This is a genomic window from Ruegeria sp. YKSD163, assembly GCF_059612905.1.
The window spans coordinates 86,736-107,047 of the sequence record NZ_JBXWRM010000012.1 but is presented as its reverse complement, the minus strand read 5'-3'; the positions used below and the strand labels follow the sequence as shown (position 1 = coordinate 107,047).

The window sequence follows — 20,312 nt, the reverse complement described above, 5'->3', positions numbered from 1 at the left end:
TGCGCGCCTGACGGCGCGCGCTCTGTCTGTGCCGCACCTTTAGGTGCGGGATGCGAGGCGCTGCCTCGCGCTCCGGAGTATTTCGAACCAGAAAGAAGCCCCAGAGGCCGAATTTAAGGGCTCAGGCGGGCAAGATGATCGATATCGCCCGAGAGCAGCGCCGGTTCGGCCTGGGCGATGCGGTCTGCTGGCCAGTCCCACCAGGCGAGTGTCTGCAGCGTGGCAATGGTGTCTGGATCGAAGCGGAAGCGGATAACTCGGCCCGGATTTCCGGAGACCACCGCGTAAGCGGGTACCGTGCCGCGCACCACAGCGCCCGCGCCGATGACGGCGCCGTTGCCGATCCGGGCGCCGGGCAGGATCATCGCGCCATAGCCGATCCAGACATCGTGGCCGATCACCGTATCACGGCGGTCCGGCTGGTAGGAGGCCATTTGTGCCGGGTCGAAGACCGGGAAGGGAAAGCAGGTGATCCCGTCCTGAGCGTGATTGGCCGAGGCGGTGATGAAGCGCACCCCGTGGGCGATCTGGCAGAAGCGCCCAAGTGTCAGTGTCTCGGCAGAGGTTGCGAACAGATAGGGGGCCAGCCGCGCCGCCCAATCCGCCGGCGGATCGAAATCCGAGGCATAGCTGTAGTCTCCGGCGTGGAACCGGGGATGGTCGATCACCCGGTTCAGGAACACGGTGCCGATATGGTCCGTGCCGTCGGGCAACGTGATCGGGTAGCGGCGACCGGGGTCCGGAAGGGTCATCTGTCGTCCGGGCGCGCAAGCGTGAAGAGGTCGCGCACGACGGTATAGTCGCGATAGCCAAGCCGGGCGAGCGGCTGATAGGTGGTGACGTCGAAAATCCCGTCCTTAAGGCAATCATCGCGCATGTGGATACCGGTCACCTCGCCGAACACCACCCGATTGGACACGCCGGGCAGCGTCACGATCTGCGTCAGCTTGCATTCCAGCGCGGCGGGCACCCCGGCGATGCGGGCGCAGGCGATCGTTTCGCACTCGACCGGTGTCAGCCCGGCATGGGCGAATTCATCCACCTCGCGCGGAAGTGTCTCCGATGTCGCGTTCATCGCGTCTCTCATCGCGTATTCGACGATGTTGACGCAGAAGACGCCCGTCGCCTCGATATTGGCGACGGTGTCCTTGGTGTTGTCCTGGTCGGGCTTGCTGCCCGTGGTCGAAAACATCACCTGAGGCGGGACATAGGCGGCACCATTGAAGAAGCTGTAGGGGGCAAGGTTGTTGGTGCCATCCGCAGCGCGGGTGGATATCCAGCCGATGGGGCGCGGCGTGATGATGGCATTGAACGGGTTGTGCGGCAGGCCGTGCCCGTCTTCGGGTCGATAGAACATGTCTCTTTTATCTCCAATCATTTGCCCTAGGGGTAACGAAGTGATAGGGCGATTTCCACCCGAAGGGAGAGGCAGGAAGACAGGTGATCGAGGTCAAGCCGGAAACACCGGACGATTGGTGGGAGGTCGAGGCGCTTTATGACCTGTGTTTTGCACCGGGCAGGACGGCGCTGTCCTCTTACCGGCTGCGCGATGATGTACCGCCGGTGGCGGGCCTGTCCCTGGTCGCGCGCGACAGCGATGGCACGCTGGCCGGTGCGATACGGTTCTGGCCGGTGCATGTCGGCGATAGCGACGCGCTGCTCTTGGGCCCCGTGGCCGTCCACCCCACCCACCAGGGCGAGGGGCTGGGCGGGTTCCTGATCCAGGAAGGGCTGGAGGCAGGCCGCGAATGTGGTTGGGCGCGGGTAATGCTGGTGGGAGACGCACCCTATTACAGCCGCTTCGGATTTGCCCGGTTGGACGGAGTCGAAATGCCGCCACCTACCAATCCCGACCGGGTGTTGGGGCTGGATCTGGTGCCCGGCGCCTGGACCGGAGTTTCGGGTCGTGTCACCCGCTGGACCCGTTGAAATCGCGTTGTGCGATGCCGATCTTTGACAAACAGAGGAGGCATGCGCCATGCAGGATATCGTGATCGTTGCCCCGGTGGATGCCGAGGCCGAGCTGGAGGCGCTGGCGAGACGCTATCGTGCGGCGGGCGGCACCGGGATCCGGTTGCTGAACGCGCTGGGCGGGCAGGCGGAGGGCTTGCTTGACCGGCTGCCGCAACAGGTGCGCGCCGGTCTGACCGAGGCGACCGAGCGCGCGCTGGTGCTGGCGATGCGTGCCGCACAAGGCTCTCGCGTGGCGGTGCCGGGGCAGAGCGCGCTTACCAACATGATCTGGACCACCGCCATGGGCGCCGCCGGTGGCATGGGTGGTTTGCCTTCGGCGCTGGTCGAATTGCCAGCGACCACCACGGTTCTGTTGCGTGCGATACAGGATGTGGCCGCCGAACACGGGTTCGATCCCGCCGCCGAGAACGTGCAGTTCGACTGTATCCGGGTCTTTGCCGCCGCTGGCCCGTTGTCGACGGATGACGGTGCCGATCTGGGTTTTGTCTCGCTGCGCCTAACGTTGACCGGTGGGGCCTTGCACAAGATGATCTCGGCCGTGGCGCCCCGGCTGGCCACTGCGTTGGGGCAAAAGCTGGCGGCGCAATCGGTGCCAGTGCTGGGCGCGGTCGCCGGGGCATCGGTGAACTATGTCTATACCCGCTACTACCAGCAGATCGCGCATGTGCATTTCGGCCTCAGGCGGCTGGCAGTGGACGCGGATATTCCCCATGACGAACTGGTTACGCGCCTGTCGGACAAAATGGCGCTGAGCGACCGGATGTAACCGCAGTTTTACAATTCTGCCGTTAACTGGCGTCAACCCGCGCGACCACGCGGACAGGACGGAGCGCGATGAACGCAAAGCTCGACAAGACAGTGACGATGCAAAGGGCGCAGGCGCTGCCCCGGCTGCAATATGGCGCGCTATGCTACCGGTTTGACGGGGACACGCCCCTGGTGCTGTTGATCACCTCGCGTGGAACGGGGCGCTGGATTCTGCCCAAGGGCTGGCCGATGCCCGGCCTAGACGGAGCCGCCACCGCCGCACGCGAGGCGTGGGAGGAGGCGGGCGTCGTAGGGCAAGTCTCTCCGGTCCGGCTGGGGGCTTACCACTATGTCAAGCTGCTCGACAAACGGCGCGAGGTTCCCTGCAAGGTCGAGATCCATCCGCTCTGCGTTGCGCGGCTGGAGGATGAATTCCCCGAAACGGGCCAGCGACAGCGGGTCTGGTTTACCGCGACCGAGGCAGCCCGGAAGGTTGATGAACCGGAGCTGAAACAGCTGCTCGGGACACTCGATCCGATGGCGCTGCGCCGGTTGTGCCCGACGGCCACAGGGCCGCACTCCACTTGATCTTGCGGGATATGTGGATATCTACTGGGCGGACCGCAACGGAATGGCCAGATGATTCAGTATTCTCTGAAATGCAGCGCCGGGCACAGCTTTGACAGCTGGTTCCAATCGGCTGCCGCCTTTGAAAAACTGGCGGCGACCGGAATGGTCGCCTGCTCGGTCTGTGGCGGGACCGAGGTCGAAAAGGCGATCATGAGCCCCCGTGTCACCTCGGTCCGGTCCAACAAGGACGCCCGCCCGCTGACCGCGCCTGCAACACCCGCCGAACAGGCACTGGCCGAGATCCGGCGCAAGATCGAGGCGAATTCCGACTATGTGGGTCGGGATTTCGCAACCGAAGCACGCCGCATGCATCTGGGCGAGGTTCCGGAACGGGCGATCTATGGCGAGGCCAAGATGGAAGAGGCCAAGGCCCTGCTCGAGGATGGTATTCCCGTCGCGCCGCTGCCATTCCTGCCGAACCGAAAGGCGAATTGACATGCATGTACTGATCACCGGCGGCAACCGCGGGATCGGGCGGGAGCTTGCCGCACAGTATCGCACGGCGGGGCATAATGTCTCTGCAACCGCGCGCGACGGCAGCGCAGACATTGCGCTCGACGTGACCGATCCGGCCCAGCATCGCGCCATGGCCGAGGTGTTGGCGGGGCGTCCGGTCGACCTGTTGATCTGCAATGCAGGCGTCTATCTGGACAAGGGGCTGTCGCTGGAGGGCTACACCGCGCAGGTCTGGACCGACAGCTTTGCCGCCAATGTCACCGGCGTGTTTCTGACCGTTCAGGCGCTGCTCCCCAATATCAGGGCCGCCGGCGGCAAGATTGCAATCATCTCTTCGCAGATGGCCTCGCACACGCGCGCGCCGGGCGGCAGCTATGCCTATCGCGCGTCCAAGGCGGCTGTGCTGAACCTGGGTCGCAACCTGGCCGCCGATCTGGCACCCGAGGGCATCGCCGTGGGCGTCTATCATCCGGGCTGGGTCCGTACCGACATGGGCGGGCAGGGCGGCGATATCGACGTTGCCGAGGCGGCAGGCGGCCTGATCGAGCGCTTTGCCGAGCTATCGCCCGAGACGACGGGATGTTTCGAAACCTGGGACGGGCGCGCGCACCCTTATTGAGATGCGACCGCGGCCGCCGGCAGTTCGAACACCTCGCCTGGTGCGATGAAAATCCGCAGCGTATCGCCGGTGGTTTCCGAGCTGACGGGAGAGGGCGAGCTGCTGGAAACCGGTTTGCCATTCTCGAAATAGATGTTGCGAACCGTCCCGCCGGGGAGGATGACGGCCAATGTGGCGGTACCATCCTCCTTGCGGCGCAACTCTGCCGGGCAATCTGACAGGGCCTGACCACCCGTCGCGCAGGGAACCGTTCCCAACGCGTTTTGTCCGTCGGTCCCGGATACGGTGGCGGCAAACGCCACAGGCGATGACAGGATGAGGCTGACGGCGAGAATGGTGGCGCGCATGGTCGTTCCTTGCTGGCTACAGGCTATGCAACGCTCGCATTCCGGCCCGGATCTGTAAAGCCCGCAACCCGCCTTGCGGCCCTGCGTCAAATCGGTGCGGCCCCAATGCCCTCTTGCTCTTGTACCCCCCCTCGCATAAGAGGCTCGGGACATTTTTCCACAGGCGCGGAGACCTAGCCCCCATGCCAACGCTCGTGATGAAATTCGGCGGCACTTCGGTCGCCAATCTCGACCGTATCCGCCGCGCGGCCAAGCGCGTGGGCGTTGAAGTGGCCAAGGGCTATGACGTGATCGTCATCGTCTCGGCCATGGCCGGCAAGACCAATGAACTGGTGGGCTGGGTCAACGAGACCTCGCCGTTGTTCGATGCACGCGAATATGACGCAGTTGTGTCGTCGGGCGAGAACATCACTGCCGGCCTGATGGCGCTGACGCTGCAAGAGATGGATATCCCTGCGCGCAGCTGGCAGGGCTGGCAGGTGCCGCTGATGACCAATAGCGCCCATAGCCAGGCCCGGATCGAAGATATCCCGCCGCACAATATCAACCAGAAATTCGCCGAAGGCATGAAGGTCGCGGTGGTCGCCGGGTTCCAGGGCGTCAGCCCCGAGGGCCGTATCACCACGCTGGGCCGGGGCGGGTCGGACACCACCGCCGTTGCCTTTGCCGCCGCCTTCGAGGCAGAGCGCTGCGACATTTATACCGATGTGGATGGCGTCTATACCACCGATCCGCGCATCTGCACCAAGGCGCGCAAGCTGGAAAAGATCTCGTTCGAGGAAATGCTCGAACTGGCCTCGCTGGGGGCCAAGGTGCTGCAAACCCGCTCGGTCGAACTCGCCATGCGGTACAAGGTCAAACTGCGTGTCCTCTCCAGTTTCGAGGAACAATCCGACACCGCCGGTACGCTGGTTGTCGATGAGGAGGAAATCATGGAATCCAATGTAGTCTCCGGCGTCGCCTATTCCCGTGACGAGGCCAAGATGACCGTTGTCTCGGTCCAGGACCGCCCCGGCGTTGCGGCCACTATCTTCAACGCGCTCAGCGAGGGTGGCGTGAACGTGGACATGATCGTGCAGAACGTGTCCGAGGAGGGTATCACCGACATGACCTTCTCGTGCCCCACCGACCAGGTGGCGCGCGCGGAAAAGGCCATGAACGCGGTCAAGGGCGCGGGCGAGCTGGAATTCGAGGACCTGCTGGTCGACTATGACGTCTGCAAGGTGTCGGTCGTCGGCATCGGCATGCGCAGCCAGTCGGGCGTGGCCGCCAAGATGTTCAAGATACTCTCGGATGAGGGGATCAACATTAAGGTGATTACAACCTCTGAGATCAAGATTTCCGTACTGATCGACCGGAAATACATGGAACTTGCCGTGCAGGCGCTGCATGATGCGTTTGAACTGGACAAGGCGGCCTGATCCAACCGGAACCGGGCACGCCTGACCCTGCAACCGCACGAGGGCCCATGGCGGACGGAACCGAAAGCGAATCCCGCAAGCTGCTGGGGCGGCTGCGCGAGGCGATGGCGACGGACGAGGCCGGACAGGCCCGTCTGGATCGCATCACGCATCTGATCGCCGACAGCATGGGGACCGAGGTCTGCTCGATCTACCTGTTCCGCGATGTCGACACGCTGGAACTGTGCGCCACCGAGGGGTTGAAGCCCGAGTCGGTGCACCAGACCCGGATGCGGCTGGGCGAGGGGCTGGTCGGCCGCGTCGCCAAGTCCGGCAAGGTGGTCAACACGCCCGATGCGCCCTCGGCCAAGGGGTTCCGCTACATGCCCGAGACGGGAGAGGAACGCTATTCCTCCTTCCTGGGCATCCCCGTGCAGCGGCTTGGTGAAAAGCTGGGCGTTCTGGTGGTGCAGTCGCGCGACGCGCGCGAGTTTTCCGCCGACGAGGTCTATGCGCTGGAAGTGGTGGCCATGGTGCTGGCCGAGATGGCCGAGCTGGGTGCCTTTGTCGGCGAGGGCGCGGCGCTGTCACCGCTGCATCAGAAATCGGCCATGTTCAAGGGCGGCACCGGTCAGGAAGGCGCGGCCGAGGGCCATGTCTGGCTGCACGAACCTCGTGTGGTGATCACCAACCCGATCGCCGACGATCCCCATCGCGAGATGGAGCGCCTGAACGAGGCTGTGGACGAGTTGCGCGTCGGCGTCGACAAGATGCTGGAGATGTCGCAGAACGGCGACAAGGAACAGTTGCAGGTTCTGGAAGCATACCGGATGTTCGCCAATTCCAAGGGCTGGATGCGCCGGATGGAAGAGGATATCGCCCGCGGCCTCAGCGCCGAGGCAGCGGTGGAAAAGGAACAGTCTCTGGCCCGCGCTCGCATGGGGCAGGTACAGGATTCCTATCTGCGCGAGCGGTTGGCCGATCTCGATGACCTGTCGAACCGCCTGCTGCGCATCCTGACCGGTCAGGGCAAACAGACCGGTGCCGAACTGCCGCCCGATCCAATCCTGGTGGCACGCAATATCGGGCCGGGCGACCTGCTGGAATATGGCCGCTCGCTCAAGGGGGTCGTGCTCGAAGAAGGCTCGGTCGGCAGCCATGCGGCCATCGTGGCACGGGCACTGGCGATCCCGCTGGTCGTGCATGCCGAGCGGATCACGACCGAGGCGCTGAACGGAGACCAGATCCTGGTCGATGGCGATCAGGGGGTCGTGCATCTGCGCCCCGAGGAGAGTGTGGTCAGTGCCTTTCGCGACAAGATCGCGATGCAGGCGGATGCACAGGCGCGCTATGCCTCGATCCGGGAAACCCCCGCCATCACAAAGGACGGACAGCATATCAATCTGGTGATGAACGCAGGCCTGATGGCGGATCTGCCCTCGCTCGAAAGTTCGGGCGCCGAGGGGGTGGGGCTGTTTCGGACCGAGCTGCAATTTCTGGTGCGCAACCAGATGCCGAAACGCTCGGAGCTGGTGGCGCTCTACTCCCGCGTTCTCGACGCGGCCAAGGGCAAGCGGGTTGTGTTCCGCACGCTCGATATCGGGTCCGACAAGGTGCTGCCCTATATGAAGCCCACGGACGAGCCGAACCCGGCGCTGGGCTGGCGCGCGATCCGGGTGGGGCTGGACAAGCCCGGGGTGATGCGGATGCAGTTGCAGGCGCTGATCCGGGCCGCCAACGGGCGCGCGCTGACCATCATGTTCCCCTTTGTCGCCCAGGCCGAGGAATACCACGCCGCTCGCGCCGAGGTGGACAAGACCATTGCCCGCGAAAAGGTGCTGGGGCATCCGCTTCCGGAAACGCTTGAAATCGGCGCGATGCTCGAGACCCCCTCGCTGGCCTTTGCGCCGCAGAAGTTCTTTGACGATGTCGGATTTCTGTCCATCGGCGGCAACGACCTGAAGCAGTTCTTCTTTGCTGCCGACCGCGAGAACGAACGCGTGCGCCGGCGTTATGACACGCTCAACAGCAGTTTTCTCAGCCTGATCGAACGGATTGTCGAACGATGCGGCATCTCTGGGACGCCGCTCAGCTTTTGCGGTGAGGATGCAGGGCGACCCATTGAGGCGATCTGTCTGGCGGCCATGGGTATCCGCACTCTGTCGATGCGCCCTGCTTCAATTGGACCTGTCAAGAGCTTGCTTTTGCGCACGGATCTGGGCGAGCTGCGCAAGATCATCACGGATGCCCGCCACCGCGGTGTTCAATCCGTGCGTCCTGCGGTGATGGACTGGCTTAGCCAGAATCCTTGATCTTCCCCGATGCTGGATCTGTGTCGGTGCCCGCATGGGCCGGGTGCGATTTTGTCTGTTGGTTACAGCAAATCTATGCTGGCCCTTGGCCCGTTCGAGTAGCGCCCTGGGTGAATTGAGAGCGAGAACTGTGGATAAGTCTGTCTGCGTTTTTGCTGAAAAAATTGATGAATCATGATGAATGCGGTTGTCCATTGTGGACATTTGGCAAAAAAAAATATTATTTATGATACTTGACGTATTAGGCCTCAGTTCCATCCACAAGTCTGTTGCAGACAGGAATCCGCTGGATGACATGCTCTGGCGTACCTCCGCAGATCGTTTTCTGGCAGCAAGCCTGGTTCACCTCACTTTTGGTCGCGCGGATATCAGGTGCTATGCGATTTCTTCGTTGAATCCGGGCGTAGTGGTCTCAAATGCTGAACCGCTACATAAGCATTCATGTCTAACTATCTATGATAAAGTTTATTTTCGATATCACCCACAGAGTTCTCCACAGCCGAAAGCAGAAGTTAAATGGGTCTGAAACCCTGTTTTCATAGAGGTTATTTCGTCCGATGGTGAGCAGTTGTGTCACAGATATCCACAATCGTTTCTCGCCTTGCTCGTCTCCGCTTGTTGAGGGTGGGCCGGATCAGGGCCGTTACAGAAAACTGTTTTATGTCAGGATGGGCTTGATATTTTGCGGGGTATCCGTAAAGAGGACGACGAATTGTTAGCGTTAACATTTGTGATGTCCCGGCCCGGAGCCCGGCGTGGATACGCAAAAGAGCCGTTGCAAAGGAGACAGCATGGTATCCCGTGTCATTCCGGTCAGTGCCTTCGATCTGGTTCTGTTCGGGGCCACCGGCGATCTTGCCCGCCGCAAGATCTTGCCAGCGCTCTTTCATCGCTATGAAGTGGGACAAATGCCCGAGGAGGCGCGGATTATCGGTTCGGCTCGTACCGAGCTGACCACCGAGGCCTTTCGCGCCGAGGTGCGTCAGGCGATCGAGGAATTTACCCCGGACACCCCGACCCGCACCGAGGTGCTCGGACGGTTCCTGCAAAAGCTCGACTATGTGGCGGTGGATGCGCTCGGCGAGGATGGCTGGCAGGCGCTTGCAGCCATGTTGCGCGCGGATGCGGTGCGGGCCTTCTACCTTTCGGTCGGACCGTCCCTGTTTGCCGGCATCGCACGGCAGCTTGAGAGCCACGGCATGGCCACGCCCGAGGCGCGGATCGTGGTCGAAAAGCCCTTTGGGCGCGATCTGGAAACCGCGCGCGCTCTGAATGCCGGTCTGAGGGTCTGTTTCGAGGAACATCAGATCTATCGGATCGACCATTACCTCGGCAAGGAGACCGTGCAGAACCTGATGGCGCTGCGCTTTGCCAACTCGCTGTTCGAACCGCTTTGGAACGCGACTCATATCGACCATGTACAGATCACGGTGGCCGAAAGCATCGGGGTCGAGGGGCGCGAGGCTTATTATGATCAGTCGGGTGCCATGCGGGACATGGTGCAGAACCATCTGGTGCAGCTCCTTTGTCTGACCGCGATGGAGCCTCCATCGAAATTCACCCCCAACGCGGTGCGCGACGAAAAGGTCAAGGTGATCGAGGCGCTTGATCCGGTGCCGCCGGGCGACATCGCCCGGGGGCAATATCGCGCCGACGAGGGCAGCGATGGCTATCTCGATCATGTGGGCGATCCCCAGAGCCGCACCGAGAGTTTCATTGCGCTCAGGGTTCATGTGGCCAACTGGCGCTGGGCCGGGGTGCCGTTCTATCTGCGCACCGGCAAGAAGCTGAGGGCGCGGGTGTCGGAAATCGTGGTGCAGTTCCGCGATCCGCCACATTCGATCTTTCCCAATGTGGGGCCGATCCACGGCAACAAGCTGATCATCCGGTTGCAACCGGACGAGGGCATTACCCTGCGCACCACGATCAAGGATCCGGGGCCGGGCGGGTTCCGGTTGGCCGAGGTGCCGCTGGACATGAGCTTTGCCGAGGCGCTGGGTGGAGATACCCGGGCACAGGACGCCTATGAGCGTTTGGTGATGGACGTGATCCGGGGTGACCAGACCCTGTTCATGCGGGGCGACGAGGCCGAGGCCGCCTGGGCCTGGGTGGATCCCATCATTGCCGAATGGGAAAGAAACCGCGACCGGCCCTATCCTTATGATCAGGGCAGTTCGGGTCCGGAAGAGGCGCTGATGCTGCTGCATCGTGATGGCCGCCGCTGGCGGCAGATCGGAGGATGACCATGGTACATGCGACCATAGCCGAGGTGACGGCCCGGATCGTGGCTCGCAGCGCTGAAACGCGTGGCGCCTATCTGGCCCGGATCGACGCGGCCCGCGACCAGGGTCCGGCGCGGGCGCATCTCAGCTGTTCGGGACAGGCACATGCCTATGCCGGTGCGGGGGCGGATCAACATGCGTTGGCCACCGGCTCGGCCGGGCATCTGGGCATCGTCACCAGCTATAACGACATGCTCTCGGCGCATCAGCCGTTCGAGCGCTACCCGGATGTGTTGCGCCAGGCCGCCCGCTCTGTCGGCGGCACCGCGCAAGTTGCGGGTGGGGTTCCCGCCATGTGCGACGGTGTCACCCAGGGCGCGCCTGGAATGGAACTGTCGCTGTTCTCGCGCGACGTGATCGCGATGGCGGCGGGTGTTGCGCTCAGCCACAACACCTTTGATGCGGCGGTGTTCCTGGGCGTCTGCGACAAGATCGTACCGGGGTTGGTGATCGCGGCGCAAAGCTTTGGCCACCTGCCGGCGGTCTTCGTGCCGGCAGGACCAATGACCAGCGGCCTTCCCAATGACGAAAAGGCCAAGGTGCGGCAGCGCTTTGCCAAGGGCGAGGTGGGCCACGCCGAGTTGATGGCGGCCGAGATGGCCGCCTATCATGGGCCGGGCACCTGCACCTTTTACGGCACCGCCAACACCAACCAGATGCTGATGGAGTTCATGGGGTTGCACCTGCCGGGCGCCAGTTTCGTGCCGCCGAACACCGGTCTGCGCGAGGCGCTGACCGCGGAGGCGGCGCGGCGGTCACTCAGCCTGTCGGCGCTGGGCAGCAACTATGCCCCGGTGGGGCATGTGTTGGATGAACGCGCCTATGTGAACGGCATTGTCGGGCTGATGGCGACCGGTGGCTCAACCAACCTGCTCATTCATCTGGTTGCCATGGCGCGGGCGGGAGGCATCCTGCTCGACTGGCAGGACTTTGCCGAGATCTCGGCGGTGGTGCCGCTGATCGCACGGGTCTATCCCAACGGGCTGGCCGACGTGAACCATTTCCACGCGGCGGGGGGGCTGGGCTATACCATCCATACCCTGATCGAGGCGGGGTTCCTGCATCCCGACACGCTGACCGTAGCGGGCCGGGGGCTGGAGCTCTATACACAGGAGCCCAAGCTGCGGGATGGGGTGCTGAACTGGGAGGCCGGAACGCAAACCAGCCTCAACGACAAGATCCTGCGCCCGGTCTCTGACCCGTTTCAGGCGACCGGTGGGTTGTCGCGGCTTTCGGGGTCGCTGGGTACGGCGGTGATGAAGGTCTCGGCCGTGGCGCCGGAACATCGGGTGGTCGAGGCGCCGGTTCGCGTGTTTCATGGCCAGGACGAGGTCAAGGCTGCTTTCAAAGCCGGTCAGCTGACCGGCGACATGGTGGTGGTGGTCCGCTTTCAGGGGCCCAAGGCCAATGGCATGCCCGAGCTGCACTCGCTGACGCCGATCCTGTCAATCCTGCAAGGGCGCGGGCAAAAGGTGGCGCTGGTGACCGACGGGCGCATGTCGGGCGCCTCGGGCAAGGTTCCGGCCGCAATCCACGTGGTGCCCGAGGCGCTGGAGGGTGGTCCCATCGCGCGGCTGCGCGACGGCGACCTGTTGCGGGTCGATGCCGAGGTGGGCGTGCTTGATATCCTGACCGAAGGTGTGCTGGCGCGCGACCCGGTCACGGCGGACCTCTCGGGGAACCAGTTCGGCACCGGACGCGACCTGTTCGCCGCCTTCCGTGCTGCGGTCGGTTCGGCCGATACCGGCGCCAGCGTATTTGGAGGATAGTGCATGACATCCCGCGAGACCCGTGAAATCTGCGAGATGGCGCCCATCGTACCGGTTCTGGTGATCGACGATGCCGCCCATGCGCGCCCGCTGGCCGAGGCGCTGGTCGCCGGTGGCCTGCCCGCGCTGGAGGTGACGCTGCGCACCCCGGCGGCTCTGGAGGCGATCCGCATCATGGCTCAGGTACCCGGCGGCGTGGTCGGCGCCGGCACGCTGGTCACGCCCGAGGATGTGCGCGCGGCCAAGGCCGCGGGCGCCCGGTTCGGTGTATCGCCCGGCGCGACCGACAGATTGCTGGCCGCCTGCGAGGAGGAGGGCTTGCCGCTCTTGCCGGGTGCGGCCACTGCCAGCGAGGCGATGCGGCTGTTGGAGCGGGGTTATGACATGCTCAAGTTCTTTCCGGCCGAGGCCTCGGGTGGGGCGCCGGCGCTCAAGGCGATCGGGGCGCCTCTGCCACAGATCGGGTTCTGCCCCACCGGCGGCGTGTCGCCACAGAATGCCGAGAGCTATCTGAGCTTGCCCAACGTGGTCTGTGCCGGTGGCAGCTGGGTGGCACCCAAGGACCTGGTGGCGGCGGGCGACTGGGCCGGGATCGAGGCCCTGGCCCGTGCCGCAGCAGGGCTCCGCAGGAAATAGATTGGGCCGGATCGTCCAGGGTCAGGTGATTTGCTTCAGTACGGCGGCAACGATCGCTTCGGGGCAATCCTCCTGAACCAGATGCCCGGCATCGGGGATGGGAGTGCACGGTGTCCTTGAGATCAAAGCCGCCAGCTCCATGCCTTTGTCGTAGGGGATCCAGGCGTCGCGCTCTCCCCATAGGACGGTGACAGGGCAATCCATCTGACGGTAAAGCCCTTGAACCTCGTCGGTGTATTTCTGATCCATCTGGGCGATCTGGCGATAGAAGGCCGGTTGCCCGACCGGGCCGGTCCAGGGCGCTGCATAGATATCGATCGCCTCCGGTGGCAGCGGCCGGTGCGCTGCGGTCTGCAAATAGGCGCGCATCAGGGCCTGATGCATATAGTCGGGCATTCCCGAAAATGCGGCCTCGTGCTGACGCACGTGCTGCACGAAGGGCGACCCCCAGGGAGCAAGTGCTACAGCGTCGAAGATCGTCAGTGACTTGAAGCGCAGACCATCGAGGAAGTAGCCACGCAATGCTGTTGCGCCGCCAAAATCATGGGCCAGAACATCGGGGCCGTCCAGGTCCCAGTCCCGGAACAGGCCGGCCAGGACCCTGTTCTGAACCGCTAGGGACACGTCCTGACCTTCACGCATTTCCGATTGGCCATATCCGGCCAGATCAAAATAATAGACCGTCCTATGGTCCGTCAGGTAAGGGACGATCCTGCGCCAGACTTGCGAGGAAAACGGCGTGCCGTGGATGGCAACCAACGGAGGGCCGTTCCCGGTCTTTCCCCACCGAATTGCGGTGCCTTCGATGATCGACATATGAGGAAGATCCAGCATGGCCATAACTCACATTTACACTTAGCTAACTAACTATATGATGAGAGGCCATGGACAGGTCAATTCAAATCAAGGCCATGGCCAGCGGGCCGCGACTGAAGGTTTTGCAGCTGCTGGCGGAACCGCAGCGGCATTTTTCGGATCAATGGTCGGCGGATCCGGCAGAGTTCGGGGTGTGCATGACGATGATCGCCAAGGCGCTCGACGTTGCGCAGCCAACGGCCAGCAAGCATCTGGACCTGCTGAAACAGGCAGGATTCATATCGGTGCAGAGGCACCTGAAATGGTCCTATTGCAAGCGGGACGAGGCGGCGATCCAGGACTATCTGGATTGGCTCGCAGCAGAACTCGCACCAAGGTGCTAGAGCGGTGAGGGCATAAGCCGGGGGCTCTGCCCCCGTCGCGCAGGCGCGACTCCCCCGAGGTGATTTCGAACAGAAGAAATGTAAGGCGCGCGATCAGCCCAGGATGCGGGACATCAACCGCCGATACCAGCCGGAGATACGCTGCGTCTCGTCGGTGCTGGGCCGTTGCTGGGCGGCGGCGCCGATCGGGTCGACCAACTCCTTGCCGCCTTCGAATTGCAGACGATAGAGATCGGCATAGATGCCGCCGCGCGCCAGCAGGTCTTCGTGACTGCCCTCGTCCACCACTTCGCCACGCTCCATCACCACGATCTTGTCGGCATTGCGGATGGTGGAGAGACGGTGTGCGATAACCAGCGTGGTGCGCCCGCCCGAGAGCTGATCCAGCGCGGCCTGCACCACTTTTTCCGATTGCGCATCGAGCGCCGAGGTCGCCTCGTCCAGCAGCAGGATTGGCGTGTCGCGCAGCAGCGCGCGGGCGATCACCACCCGTTGTCGTTGCCCGCCCGACAAGGCAGAGCCGCGCGGCCCTACCAACGTGTCGAGCCCGTGTTCCAGCTTGGGAAGGAAATCCGAGACATGGGCAGCATCCAGCACTTCCTTCAAGCGCGCCTCGCTGACATCGGTACGGCCCAGCAGAATGTTCTCGCGCAGGGTTTCGTCGAACAGAAGCGCCTCTTGGGTGACCACCGAAAAGAGGCCGCGCAGTATTTCCAGCGACATGTCCCCCACCGCGACATCGCCCACGGCGACCCTGCCCGATTGCGGATCGACCAGTCGGGTGAGCAGGTTGAAGATGGTCGATTTGCCCGCCCCCGAGGCGCCCACCAATGCGGTGGTCTTGCCCGCCTCGGCGCTGAGTGACAGGTTGCGAAGCACCTGCGCGTCGCCATAGGAGAGCGAGACATTCTCAAGCTGGATCGCGGGCAATCCCGAGGGCGCGGCCACCGGCTTCGGTGGCGACAACAGCAGGATCGGCGTGTCGAGCAGGTCCTTGATCCGCTCCAACGCCGCCGCCGCCGCCTGCCAGGTGCCCGAAATCGAGGCCAGCCGCCGCATCGGGTCAAAGCTGAGGCCGATGGCGGTGAAGAAGCTCATGAACTGGCCGACGCTCTTTTCCCCGGCGATGATCTCGGCCCCGCCATAGAGCAGTACGCCCATGAAGCCCAGGCCCGCCATCACATCCACCAACCCGGTGATTGAGGCGGTGCCGAAAGACGCGCGCACCTCGGACCTTACATAGGTCTTCATGTGGCCATCAAACCGGTCGAGCTGATAGCGCTCCAGTGCGTTCAGCTTGATCGGTACGATGCCGTGGAAAATCTCGTCCAGCCGGGTGGCCAGCGTCGCGCCCTGATCACGGGCCATCGCAGCCTTCTTGCGCACATAACGCTGCGCCATGGCGATGGGCAGAAAGGCCAGCGGGACGCCCACCAGCATGACCAGCGTCCAGATCAGATCGACATTGACCGCCACCCCAATCAGAACCACCAGCGAGACCAGATCCTTGCCTGCACCGGTGATGATCACCTGCCAGACCTGGTTGACCGAGCCGACATCGACCTGCACCCGCTGGATCAGGAAGCCGGGTGGATGGGTCTGGTGAAAAGCGGTGTCCTGTCGGATCAGCCGTTTGAGCAGGTCGAACCGCAGATGCGCGGCGGTTTCCTGCGAGATGCGCGCCAGCAGCACCTTTTGCCCGACGCTGGCCAGACCTCGTACCGAGAAGATCACCAGAAAGGCGAGGCTGACCCAGACCAGCGCATCGCCATTGCCGTTGACGAAGATCTCGTCGAACATCGGCTGCATCATGTAGCTGATCGCGCCGACCATCGAACCTTCGAGCAGCATGAACAGAAAGGCCACGCCCAAGAGGCCCATCCGGCTTTTCAGATAGTTCTGCCAGAGCCAGCCCACCAGCTCGCGCGAGGACATCGGTTTAGCGCTCATCTTTCGGCCTTCATGTGGGGGAGAGGGGGCAGGATAGAAACCATGACCGGGCCATTTAAGCAGGTGGCGGGCAGGGTGCAAGTGTTCGGGGCGGTCTCGGGCTTGTGAAGACATGGATGCAGATTCTCCGAGACCGAGGTTGCGGCACGGATTGACGCCGCCCGGGCGCGGGCTAGGCTGTGCGCGACTTCAGGAAACGGGTAAACCCATGACAGGCAATATCTCTCTGGCGCAGGGGCGCGGCTATCTGGCGATTCCGGGGCCTTCGGTGATGCCGGACGCGGTGCTGCGTGCCATGCATCGCGCCGCGCCCAATATCTATGCCGGCGAATTGGTCGATATGATGCCCGGCCTGATGACCGATCTGCGCCGGGTGGTGCGGACCGAACATCACGCGACCATCTATATTTGCAACGGCCATGGCGCGTGGGAGGCGGCACTGTCCAACGTGATCGCGCCGGGCGAGGTCGTGTTGGTTCCTGCTTCGGGAAGGTTTTCGCATGGTTGGGCCGAGATGGCCGAGGGGCTGGGCGCCGAATGCCAGATCATCGACTTTGGCAAATCCGCGCCTTGGGATCTGGACCGGATCGCCGAGGCGCTGAAGGCCGATACCGCGCACCGGATCAAGGCCGTGTTGGCGGTGCATGTGGATACCTCGAGCTCGATCCGCAATGACATCGCCGGGCTGCGGGCGGTTCTGGACGAGGTGGGGCATCCGGCGCTTCTGATGGCCGATTGCATCGCTTCGCTGGGTTGTGACGTGTTCGAGATGGATGGCTGGGGCGTTGATGTGACTGTCACCGCCAGTCAAAAGGGTCTGATGGTGCCGCCGGGGCTTGGTTTTGTTTTCTTCAATGAAAGGGCGGCGGCAAAACGGGCATCCATGCCACGCGTTTCGCGCTATTGGGACTGGGTGCCGCGCGCCAACCCAACCGATTTCTACCAGTATTTCGATGGCACCGCGCCGACGCATCATCTCTATGGGTTGCGCACCGCGCTCGACATGATCCACGCCGAGGGGATCGAACATGTCTGGGCCCGTCATGCCGTGTTGGCGCGGGCGATCTGGGCCGCCTGCTCGGTTTGGGCCGAGGGGGGCGATCTGGTGATGAATGTTGCCGACCCGGCTTATCGCAGTCATGCGGTGACTGCCTTGCGGCTGGACAGCGGCAAGGGCGCGGCGCTGCGGGAATGGACAGAGGTCAATCTGGGCCTGACGCTGGGCATCGGTCTGGGCATGGCTGCGCCGGGTGACCAGGCCTCTGGCAAGTTCTTCCGGCTAGGCCATATGGGGCACTTGAACGGGCAGATGGTCATGGGACTTCTAGGCGGGATCGAGGCAGGGTTGCATGCGCTGGACGTTCCACGTGGCGCAGGTGCGCTGGAGGCGGCGGCTCAGGTCCTCGCGATGGGGTGAGCGCTGTTCAGCGCATCCGTGCGGCCAGCCGTGTGATGCCATGGTGAACAAGCGCTGCCAGCAGCAGCGCGGCGGCAAAGCCCCAGAGCGCCCAGACCAGTATCAGGATCCAGGTCAGGTTCACCCCGAGCATGACCAGGGCAGGGACTGTATAGTCGGGCGCACGCCCGATGCCGCGTTCATCCATGATCCGCAGTTTAGGGCAAATTGCCTGAATGTCAGGTAAATCCGTTGCGATCAGCGGCGTGCCGCCGCCAAGGCGGCGGGCAGGGCGGCGGCAAACGCGTCCAGATCGGCCCTTGGTCCGCAACTGACGCGGATGCAGCGATTGTGTGGCTCGGCAAAGGGCATCCGCACAAAGATGCCAGATGCGACCAGGCTATCGAGTACCCGTTTGGCAAAAGCACCATCTCTGCCGCAGTCGATGGTCACGAAATTGGTGGCCGACGGCAGCGGTATCAGTCCGTTTTCGCGCGCGATTTCGCCCAGCCGGATGCGCGCTTCGGCGATCTGTTCCTGCACTTGGGTCAGCCAGTCGCTATCGGCCAGCGCCGCCAGCGCCCCGGCCTGGGCCGCGCGGTTCATGCCGAAATGGTTGCGCACCTTGTTGAAGGCGGCGATCAACTCTGGCGCCCCCAGCGCATAGCCCACCCGCGCGCCCGCCATGCCATAGGCCTTGGAGAAGGTGCGCATGCGGATCAGGCGCGGGTCGTCGGCATCGACCTGAACGGTGGTGCCCTCGGGGGCGCATTCCACATAGGCCTCGTCCAGCACCAACAGCGTATCCTCGGGCAGCGCCTTCATTGCGGCCACGATATCGGCGCCCTTCAGCCAACTGCCCATCGGGTTGTCGGGATTGGCGAGATAGACCAGCTTGGCCCCCACCTCGGTTGCCTTGGCAAAGAGCGCCTGCGGGTCCTCGTGGTCGCCCGCATATGGCACCTTGTGCAGCACCCCGCCAAAGCCCGCCACGTGATAGTTGAAGGTGGGATAGGCGCCCTCGGACGTGACCACCGGATCGCCCGGACCCACCACCAGTCGCACGAGATAGCCCAACAGCCCGTCGATGCCTTCGCCCACCACGATATTGTCGGGCCGAACCCCGTGATGCACCGCAAGCGCCGCGCGCAGGTCGTGGTTTTCCGGGTCGCCATACATCCAGATCTCGCCCGCCGCCTGCTGCATGGTTGCGATGGCGCGGGGCGAGGGACCAAAGATATTCTCGTTCGCGCCCAGCCGCGCGGCGAAGGGCGCGCCGCGCTGACGCTCCTGCGTCTCGGGGCCGACAAAGGGCACGGTTGCGGGCAGCGATTGGGCAAGCGGGGTATAGCGTGGTCCGGTCATGCGCGCCACATAAGCGCAAGCCGTGGCGCCGGGCAAGACTTGCCTTTGCTGGTCCCGCCTCGCATGGTGCGCCCAAGTGCAGAGAGGTGCCCATGCGTTACGTTCTGATCCTGTTGCTCGCTGGCCTTGGCTATCTGCTGTTCTGGCCCATTCCGGTGGCGCCCGTGGCCTATCACCCGCCGGAAAACCCCGGATTTATCGGTGATTTCGCCGAGAACCGGGTTCTGGACAAGGTCGAATTCGTACCGCTCCCAGACGGTGAAATCGGCCCCGAGGATCTGGCCGTGATGCCGGACGGCACGGTCTATACGGCGTCGCTTGCAGGCAATCTCTATCGCATCGACGGCGCGGTGCCGGAACTGGTCGACCGGCTGGGCGGGCGGCCACTGGGCCTCAAGGCCGGACCGAACGGCGCGCTTTACATCGCGGACAGTTTCCGGGGCGTCCTGCGCTGGACAGCACCCGGCAAGGTCGAGACCGTGGTGGACCGGATCGACGGTGCACCGGTGATCTATGCCAACCAGCTGGATCTGGGGCGCGACGGAACCATCTATTTCTCGAACTCCACCGACCGGTTCGATCCCAGGACCCTGGGTGGCACCAAACCCACCTCGGTCATGACCGTCTGGGAACAGTCCGATACCGGTTATGTCGCCCGGCGCACGCCCGATGGCAGGGTCGAGAAGATCGCGACCGGTTTCGTCTATACCAATGGTGTCGCCCTTTCACCGGACGAGGATTTCCTGCTGATCAACGAGACCGGGCGGGCGCGGGTGCACCGGCTGTGGCTCAAGGGCGAGAAGGCGGGACAGACAGAGGTGTTCCTGGAAAACCTGCCGGGCTATCCCGACAATCTCGAGGCGCAGGGCGACGGCACCTATTGGCTGGCCTTTGCCAGCCCGCGCGTCCCGGCCGAGGCGCTGATGCCTCACCCCTTTCTGCGCAAGGTGGTCTGGCGGCTGGGCCCCAAGGTGCGGCCCGCGCCGATCCATCGCGGCATGCTGATCCAGTTCGACGGAACGGGGCGCATCCTGCGCACGGTACAGGACCCCGATGGCCGGCTGGGCATCACCACCGGCGGCAAGCAGGTGGGCGAGCGGTTCTATGTCATGACGCTGGATAGCCCCGGCTTCGCCCGCATGGATGCCGCCGACCTGCCCTGATCTGCCCCCACGTCCTGCTGGCAAGTCGGATCGGAACCGGGCAGTCTGGCGCCAAACAGGAATGGAG

The 20,312-nt window shown here is 63.7% G+C and carries 20 protein-coding genes; 13 read left to right on the top strand and 7 right to left on the bottom strand.

Annotated elements, in window-relative coordinates:
* Window positions 1–113 precede the first annotated feature (113 nt).
* The gene (locus AC2FNA_RS16300) at window positions 114–752 is read right to left on the bottom strand and encodes a CatB-related O-acetyltransferase (RefSeq protein WP_496828296.1); all 639 of its coding nucleotides are present in this window, start codon (window positions 750–752) and stop codon (window positions 114–116) included.
* Window positions 749–1,357, bottom strand: a complete 609-nt coding sequence (locus AC2FNA_RS16295) for a flavin reductase family protein (RefSeq protein WP_496828294.1) — start codon at window positions 1,355–1,357, stop codon at window positions 749–751. The genes AC2FNA_RS16300 and AC2FNA_RS16295 overlap by 4 nt, the downstream gene beginning before the upstream one ends.
* An 83-nt stretch (window positions 1,358–1,440) precedes the next feature.
* Between AC2FNA_RS16295 and AC2FNA_RS16290 the strand changes: the two genes are divergently transcribed.
* The 5 genes from AC2FNA_RS16290 to AC2FNA_RS16270 all read left to right on the top strand — a co-directional run bounded on the left by AC2FNA_RS16290 (window position 1,441) and on the right by AC2FNA_RS16270 (window position 4,426).
* The gene (locus AC2FNA_RS16290) at window positions 1,441–1,929 is read left to right on the top strand and encodes a GNAT family N-acetyltransferase (RefSeq protein WP_496828292.1); all 489 of its coding nucleotides are present in this window, start codon (window positions 1,441–1,443) and stop codon (window positions 1,927–1,929) included.
* Window positions 1,930–1,978: 49 nt separating this feature from the next.
* Window positions 1,979–2,740, top strand: a complete 762-nt coding sequence (locus tag AC2FNA_RS16285) for an EcsC family protein (protein WP_496828290.1) — start codon at window positions 1,979–1,981, stop codon at window positions 2,738–2,740.
* Window positions 2,741–2,808: 68 nt separating this feature from the next.
* Window positions 2,809–3,309, top strand: coding sequence for an NUDIX hydrolase (locus tag AC2FNA_RS16280; RefSeq protein ID WP_496828288.1), 501 nt, complete (start codon window positions 2,809–2,811; stop codon window positions 3,307–3,309).
* 51 nt (window positions 3,310–3,360) lie between these two features.
* Window positions 3,361–3,786, top strand: a complete 426-nt coding sequence (locus AC2FNA_RS16275) for a DUF1178 family protein (protein ID WP_496828286.1) — start codon at window positions 3,361–3,363, stop codon at window positions 3,784–3,786.
* Window position 3,787: 1 nt separating this feature from the next.
* The gene (locus tag AC2FNA_RS16270) at window positions 3,788–4,426 is read left to right on the top strand and encodes an SDR family oxidoreductase (RefSeq protein WP_496828284.1); all 639 of its coding nucleotides are present in this window, start codon (window positions 3,788–3,790) and stop codon (window positions 4,424–4,426) included.
* Here the strand turns inward: AC2FNA_RS16270 and AC2FNA_RS16265 are convergent.
* A complete protein-coding gene (locus tag AC2FNA_RS16265; RefSeq protein WP_496828282.1) occupies window positions 4,420–4,773 on the bottom strand; it encodes a hypothetical protein in 354 nt (117 codons plus the stop codon). The genes AC2FNA_RS16270 and AC2FNA_RS16265 overlap by 7 nt on opposite strands.
* Before the next feature lie 182 nt (window positions 4,774–4,955).
* On the opposite strand from AC2FNA_RS16265, the gene AC2FNA_RS16260 reads away from it, so the two are divergent.
* The 5 genes from AC2FNA_RS16260 to AC2FNA_RS16240 all read left to right on the top strand — a co-directional run bounded on the left by AC2FNA_RS16260 (window position 4,956) and on the right by AC2FNA_RS16240 (window position 13,172).
* Window positions 4,956–6,194 carry an aspartate kinase gene (locus AC2FNA_RS16260; protein WP_496828280.1) on the top strand — a complete coding sequence of 413 codons (1,239 nt, stop codon included), beginning with the start codon at window positions 4,956–4,958 and terminating at the stop codon, window positions 6,192–6,194.
* 47 nt (window positions 6,195–6,241) lie between these two features.
* Window positions 6,242–8,485: a phosphoenolpyruvate--protein phosphotransferase gene (gene ptsP / locus AC2FNA_RS16255; RefSeq protein ID WP_496828278.1), complete on the top strand. Its 2,244-nt coding sequence runs from the start codon at window positions 6,242–6,244 to the stop codon at window positions 8,483–8,485.
* Window positions 8,486–9,276: 791 nt separating this feature from the next.
* Window positions 9,277–10,728 carry a glucose-6-phosphate dehydrogenase gene (zwf, locus tag AC2FNA_RS16250; RefSeq protein ID WP_496828276.1) on the top strand — a complete coding sequence of 484 codons (1,452 nt, stop codon included), beginning with the start codon at window positions 9,277–9,279 and terminating at the stop codon, window positions 10,726–10,728.
* Window positions 10,729–10,730: 2 nt separating this feature from the next.
* The gene (edd, locus tag AC2FNA_RS16245; protein ID WP_496828274.1) at window positions 10,731–12,536 is read left to right on the top strand and encodes a phosphogluconate dehydratase; all 1,806 of its coding nucleotides are present in this window, start codon (window positions 10,731–10,733) and stop codon (window positions 12,534–12,536) included.
* A gap of 3 nt (window positions 12,537–12,539) precedes the next feature.
* On the top strand, window positions 12,540–13,172 hold the full coding sequence (locus AC2FNA_RS16240; protein ID WP_496828272.1) for a bifunctional 4-hydroxy-2-oxoglutarate aldolase/2-dehydro-3-deoxy-phosphogluconate aldolase: 633 nt from the start codon (window positions 12,540–12,542) through the stop codon (window positions 13,170–13,172).
* 21 nt (window positions 13,173–13,193) lie between these two features.
* Here AC2FNA_RS16240 and AC2FNA_RS16235 read toward each other — a convergent pair whose 3' ends face one another.
* On the bottom strand, window positions 13,194–14,006 hold the full coding sequence (locus AC2FNA_RS16235) for an alpha/beta fold hydrolase (protein WP_496828270.1): 813 nt from the start codon (window positions 14,004–14,006) through the stop codon (window positions 13,194–13,196).
* A 50-nt stretch (window positions 14,007–14,056) separates the two neighbouring features.
* On the opposite strand from AC2FNA_RS16235, the gene AC2FNA_RS16230 reads away from it, so the two are divergent.
* Entirely contained in the window at window positions 14,057–14,371 is a 315-nt protein-coding gene (locus AC2FNA_RS16230) for an ArsR/SmtB family transcription factor (RefSeq protein WP_496828268.1), read from the top strand.
* Between the two features lie 93 nt (window positions 14,372–14,464).
* Here the strand turns inward: AC2FNA_RS16230 and AC2FNA_RS16225 are convergent, their stop codons facing one another.
* Window positions 14,465–16,321 carry an ABC transporter ATP-binding protein gene (locus AC2FNA_RS16225; RefSeq protein ID WP_496828266.1) on the bottom strand — a complete coding sequence of 619 codons (1,857 nt, stop codon included), beginning with the start codon at window positions 16,319–16,321 and terminating at the stop codon, window positions 14,465–14,467.
* Window positions 16,322–16,529: 208 nt separating this feature from the next.
* Here AC2FNA_RS16225 and AC2FNA_RS16220 point away from each other — a divergent pair, with 208 nt between their 5' ends.
* Window positions 16,530–17,738: a pyridoxal-phosphate-dependent aminotransferase family protein gene (locus AC2FNA_RS16220; protein ID WP_496828264.1), complete on the top strand. Its 1,209-nt coding sequence runs from the start codon at window positions 16,530–16,532 to the stop codon at window positions 17,736–17,738.
* Between the two features lie 7 nt (window positions 17,739–17,745).
* On the opposite strand, the gene AC2FNA_RS16215 is transcribed toward AC2FNA_RS16220, so the two are convergent.
* Together AC2FNA_RS16215 and AC2FNA_RS16210 are read right to left on the bottom strand one after the other, a co-directional pair.
* The gene (locus AC2FNA_RS16215) at window positions 17,746–17,925 is read right to left on the bottom strand and encodes a hypothetical protein (protein WP_496828262.1); all 180 of its coding nucleotides are present in this window, start codon (window positions 17,923–17,925) and stop codon (window positions 17,746–17,748) included.
* A 50-nt stretch (window positions 17,926–17,975) separates the two neighbouring features.
* Window positions 17,976–19,082 (bottom strand): pyridoxal phosphate-dependent aminotransferase, encoded by a 1,107-nt coding sequence (locus AC2FNA_RS16210; RefSeq protein ID WP_496828260.1) that lies wholly within the window; start codon window positions 19,080–19,082, stop codon window positions 17,976–17,978.
* A 92-nt stretch (window positions 19,083–19,174) separates the two neighbouring features.
* Here AC2FNA_RS16210 and AC2FNA_RS16205 point away from each other — a divergent pair, with 92 nt between their 5' ends.
* A complete protein-coding gene (locus AC2FNA_RS16205) occupies window positions 19,175–20,245 on the top strand; it encodes an SMP-30/gluconolactonase/LRE family protein (protein WP_496828258.1) in 1,071 nt (356 codons plus the stop codon).
* Window positions 20,246–20,312 lie beyond the last annotated feature (67 nt).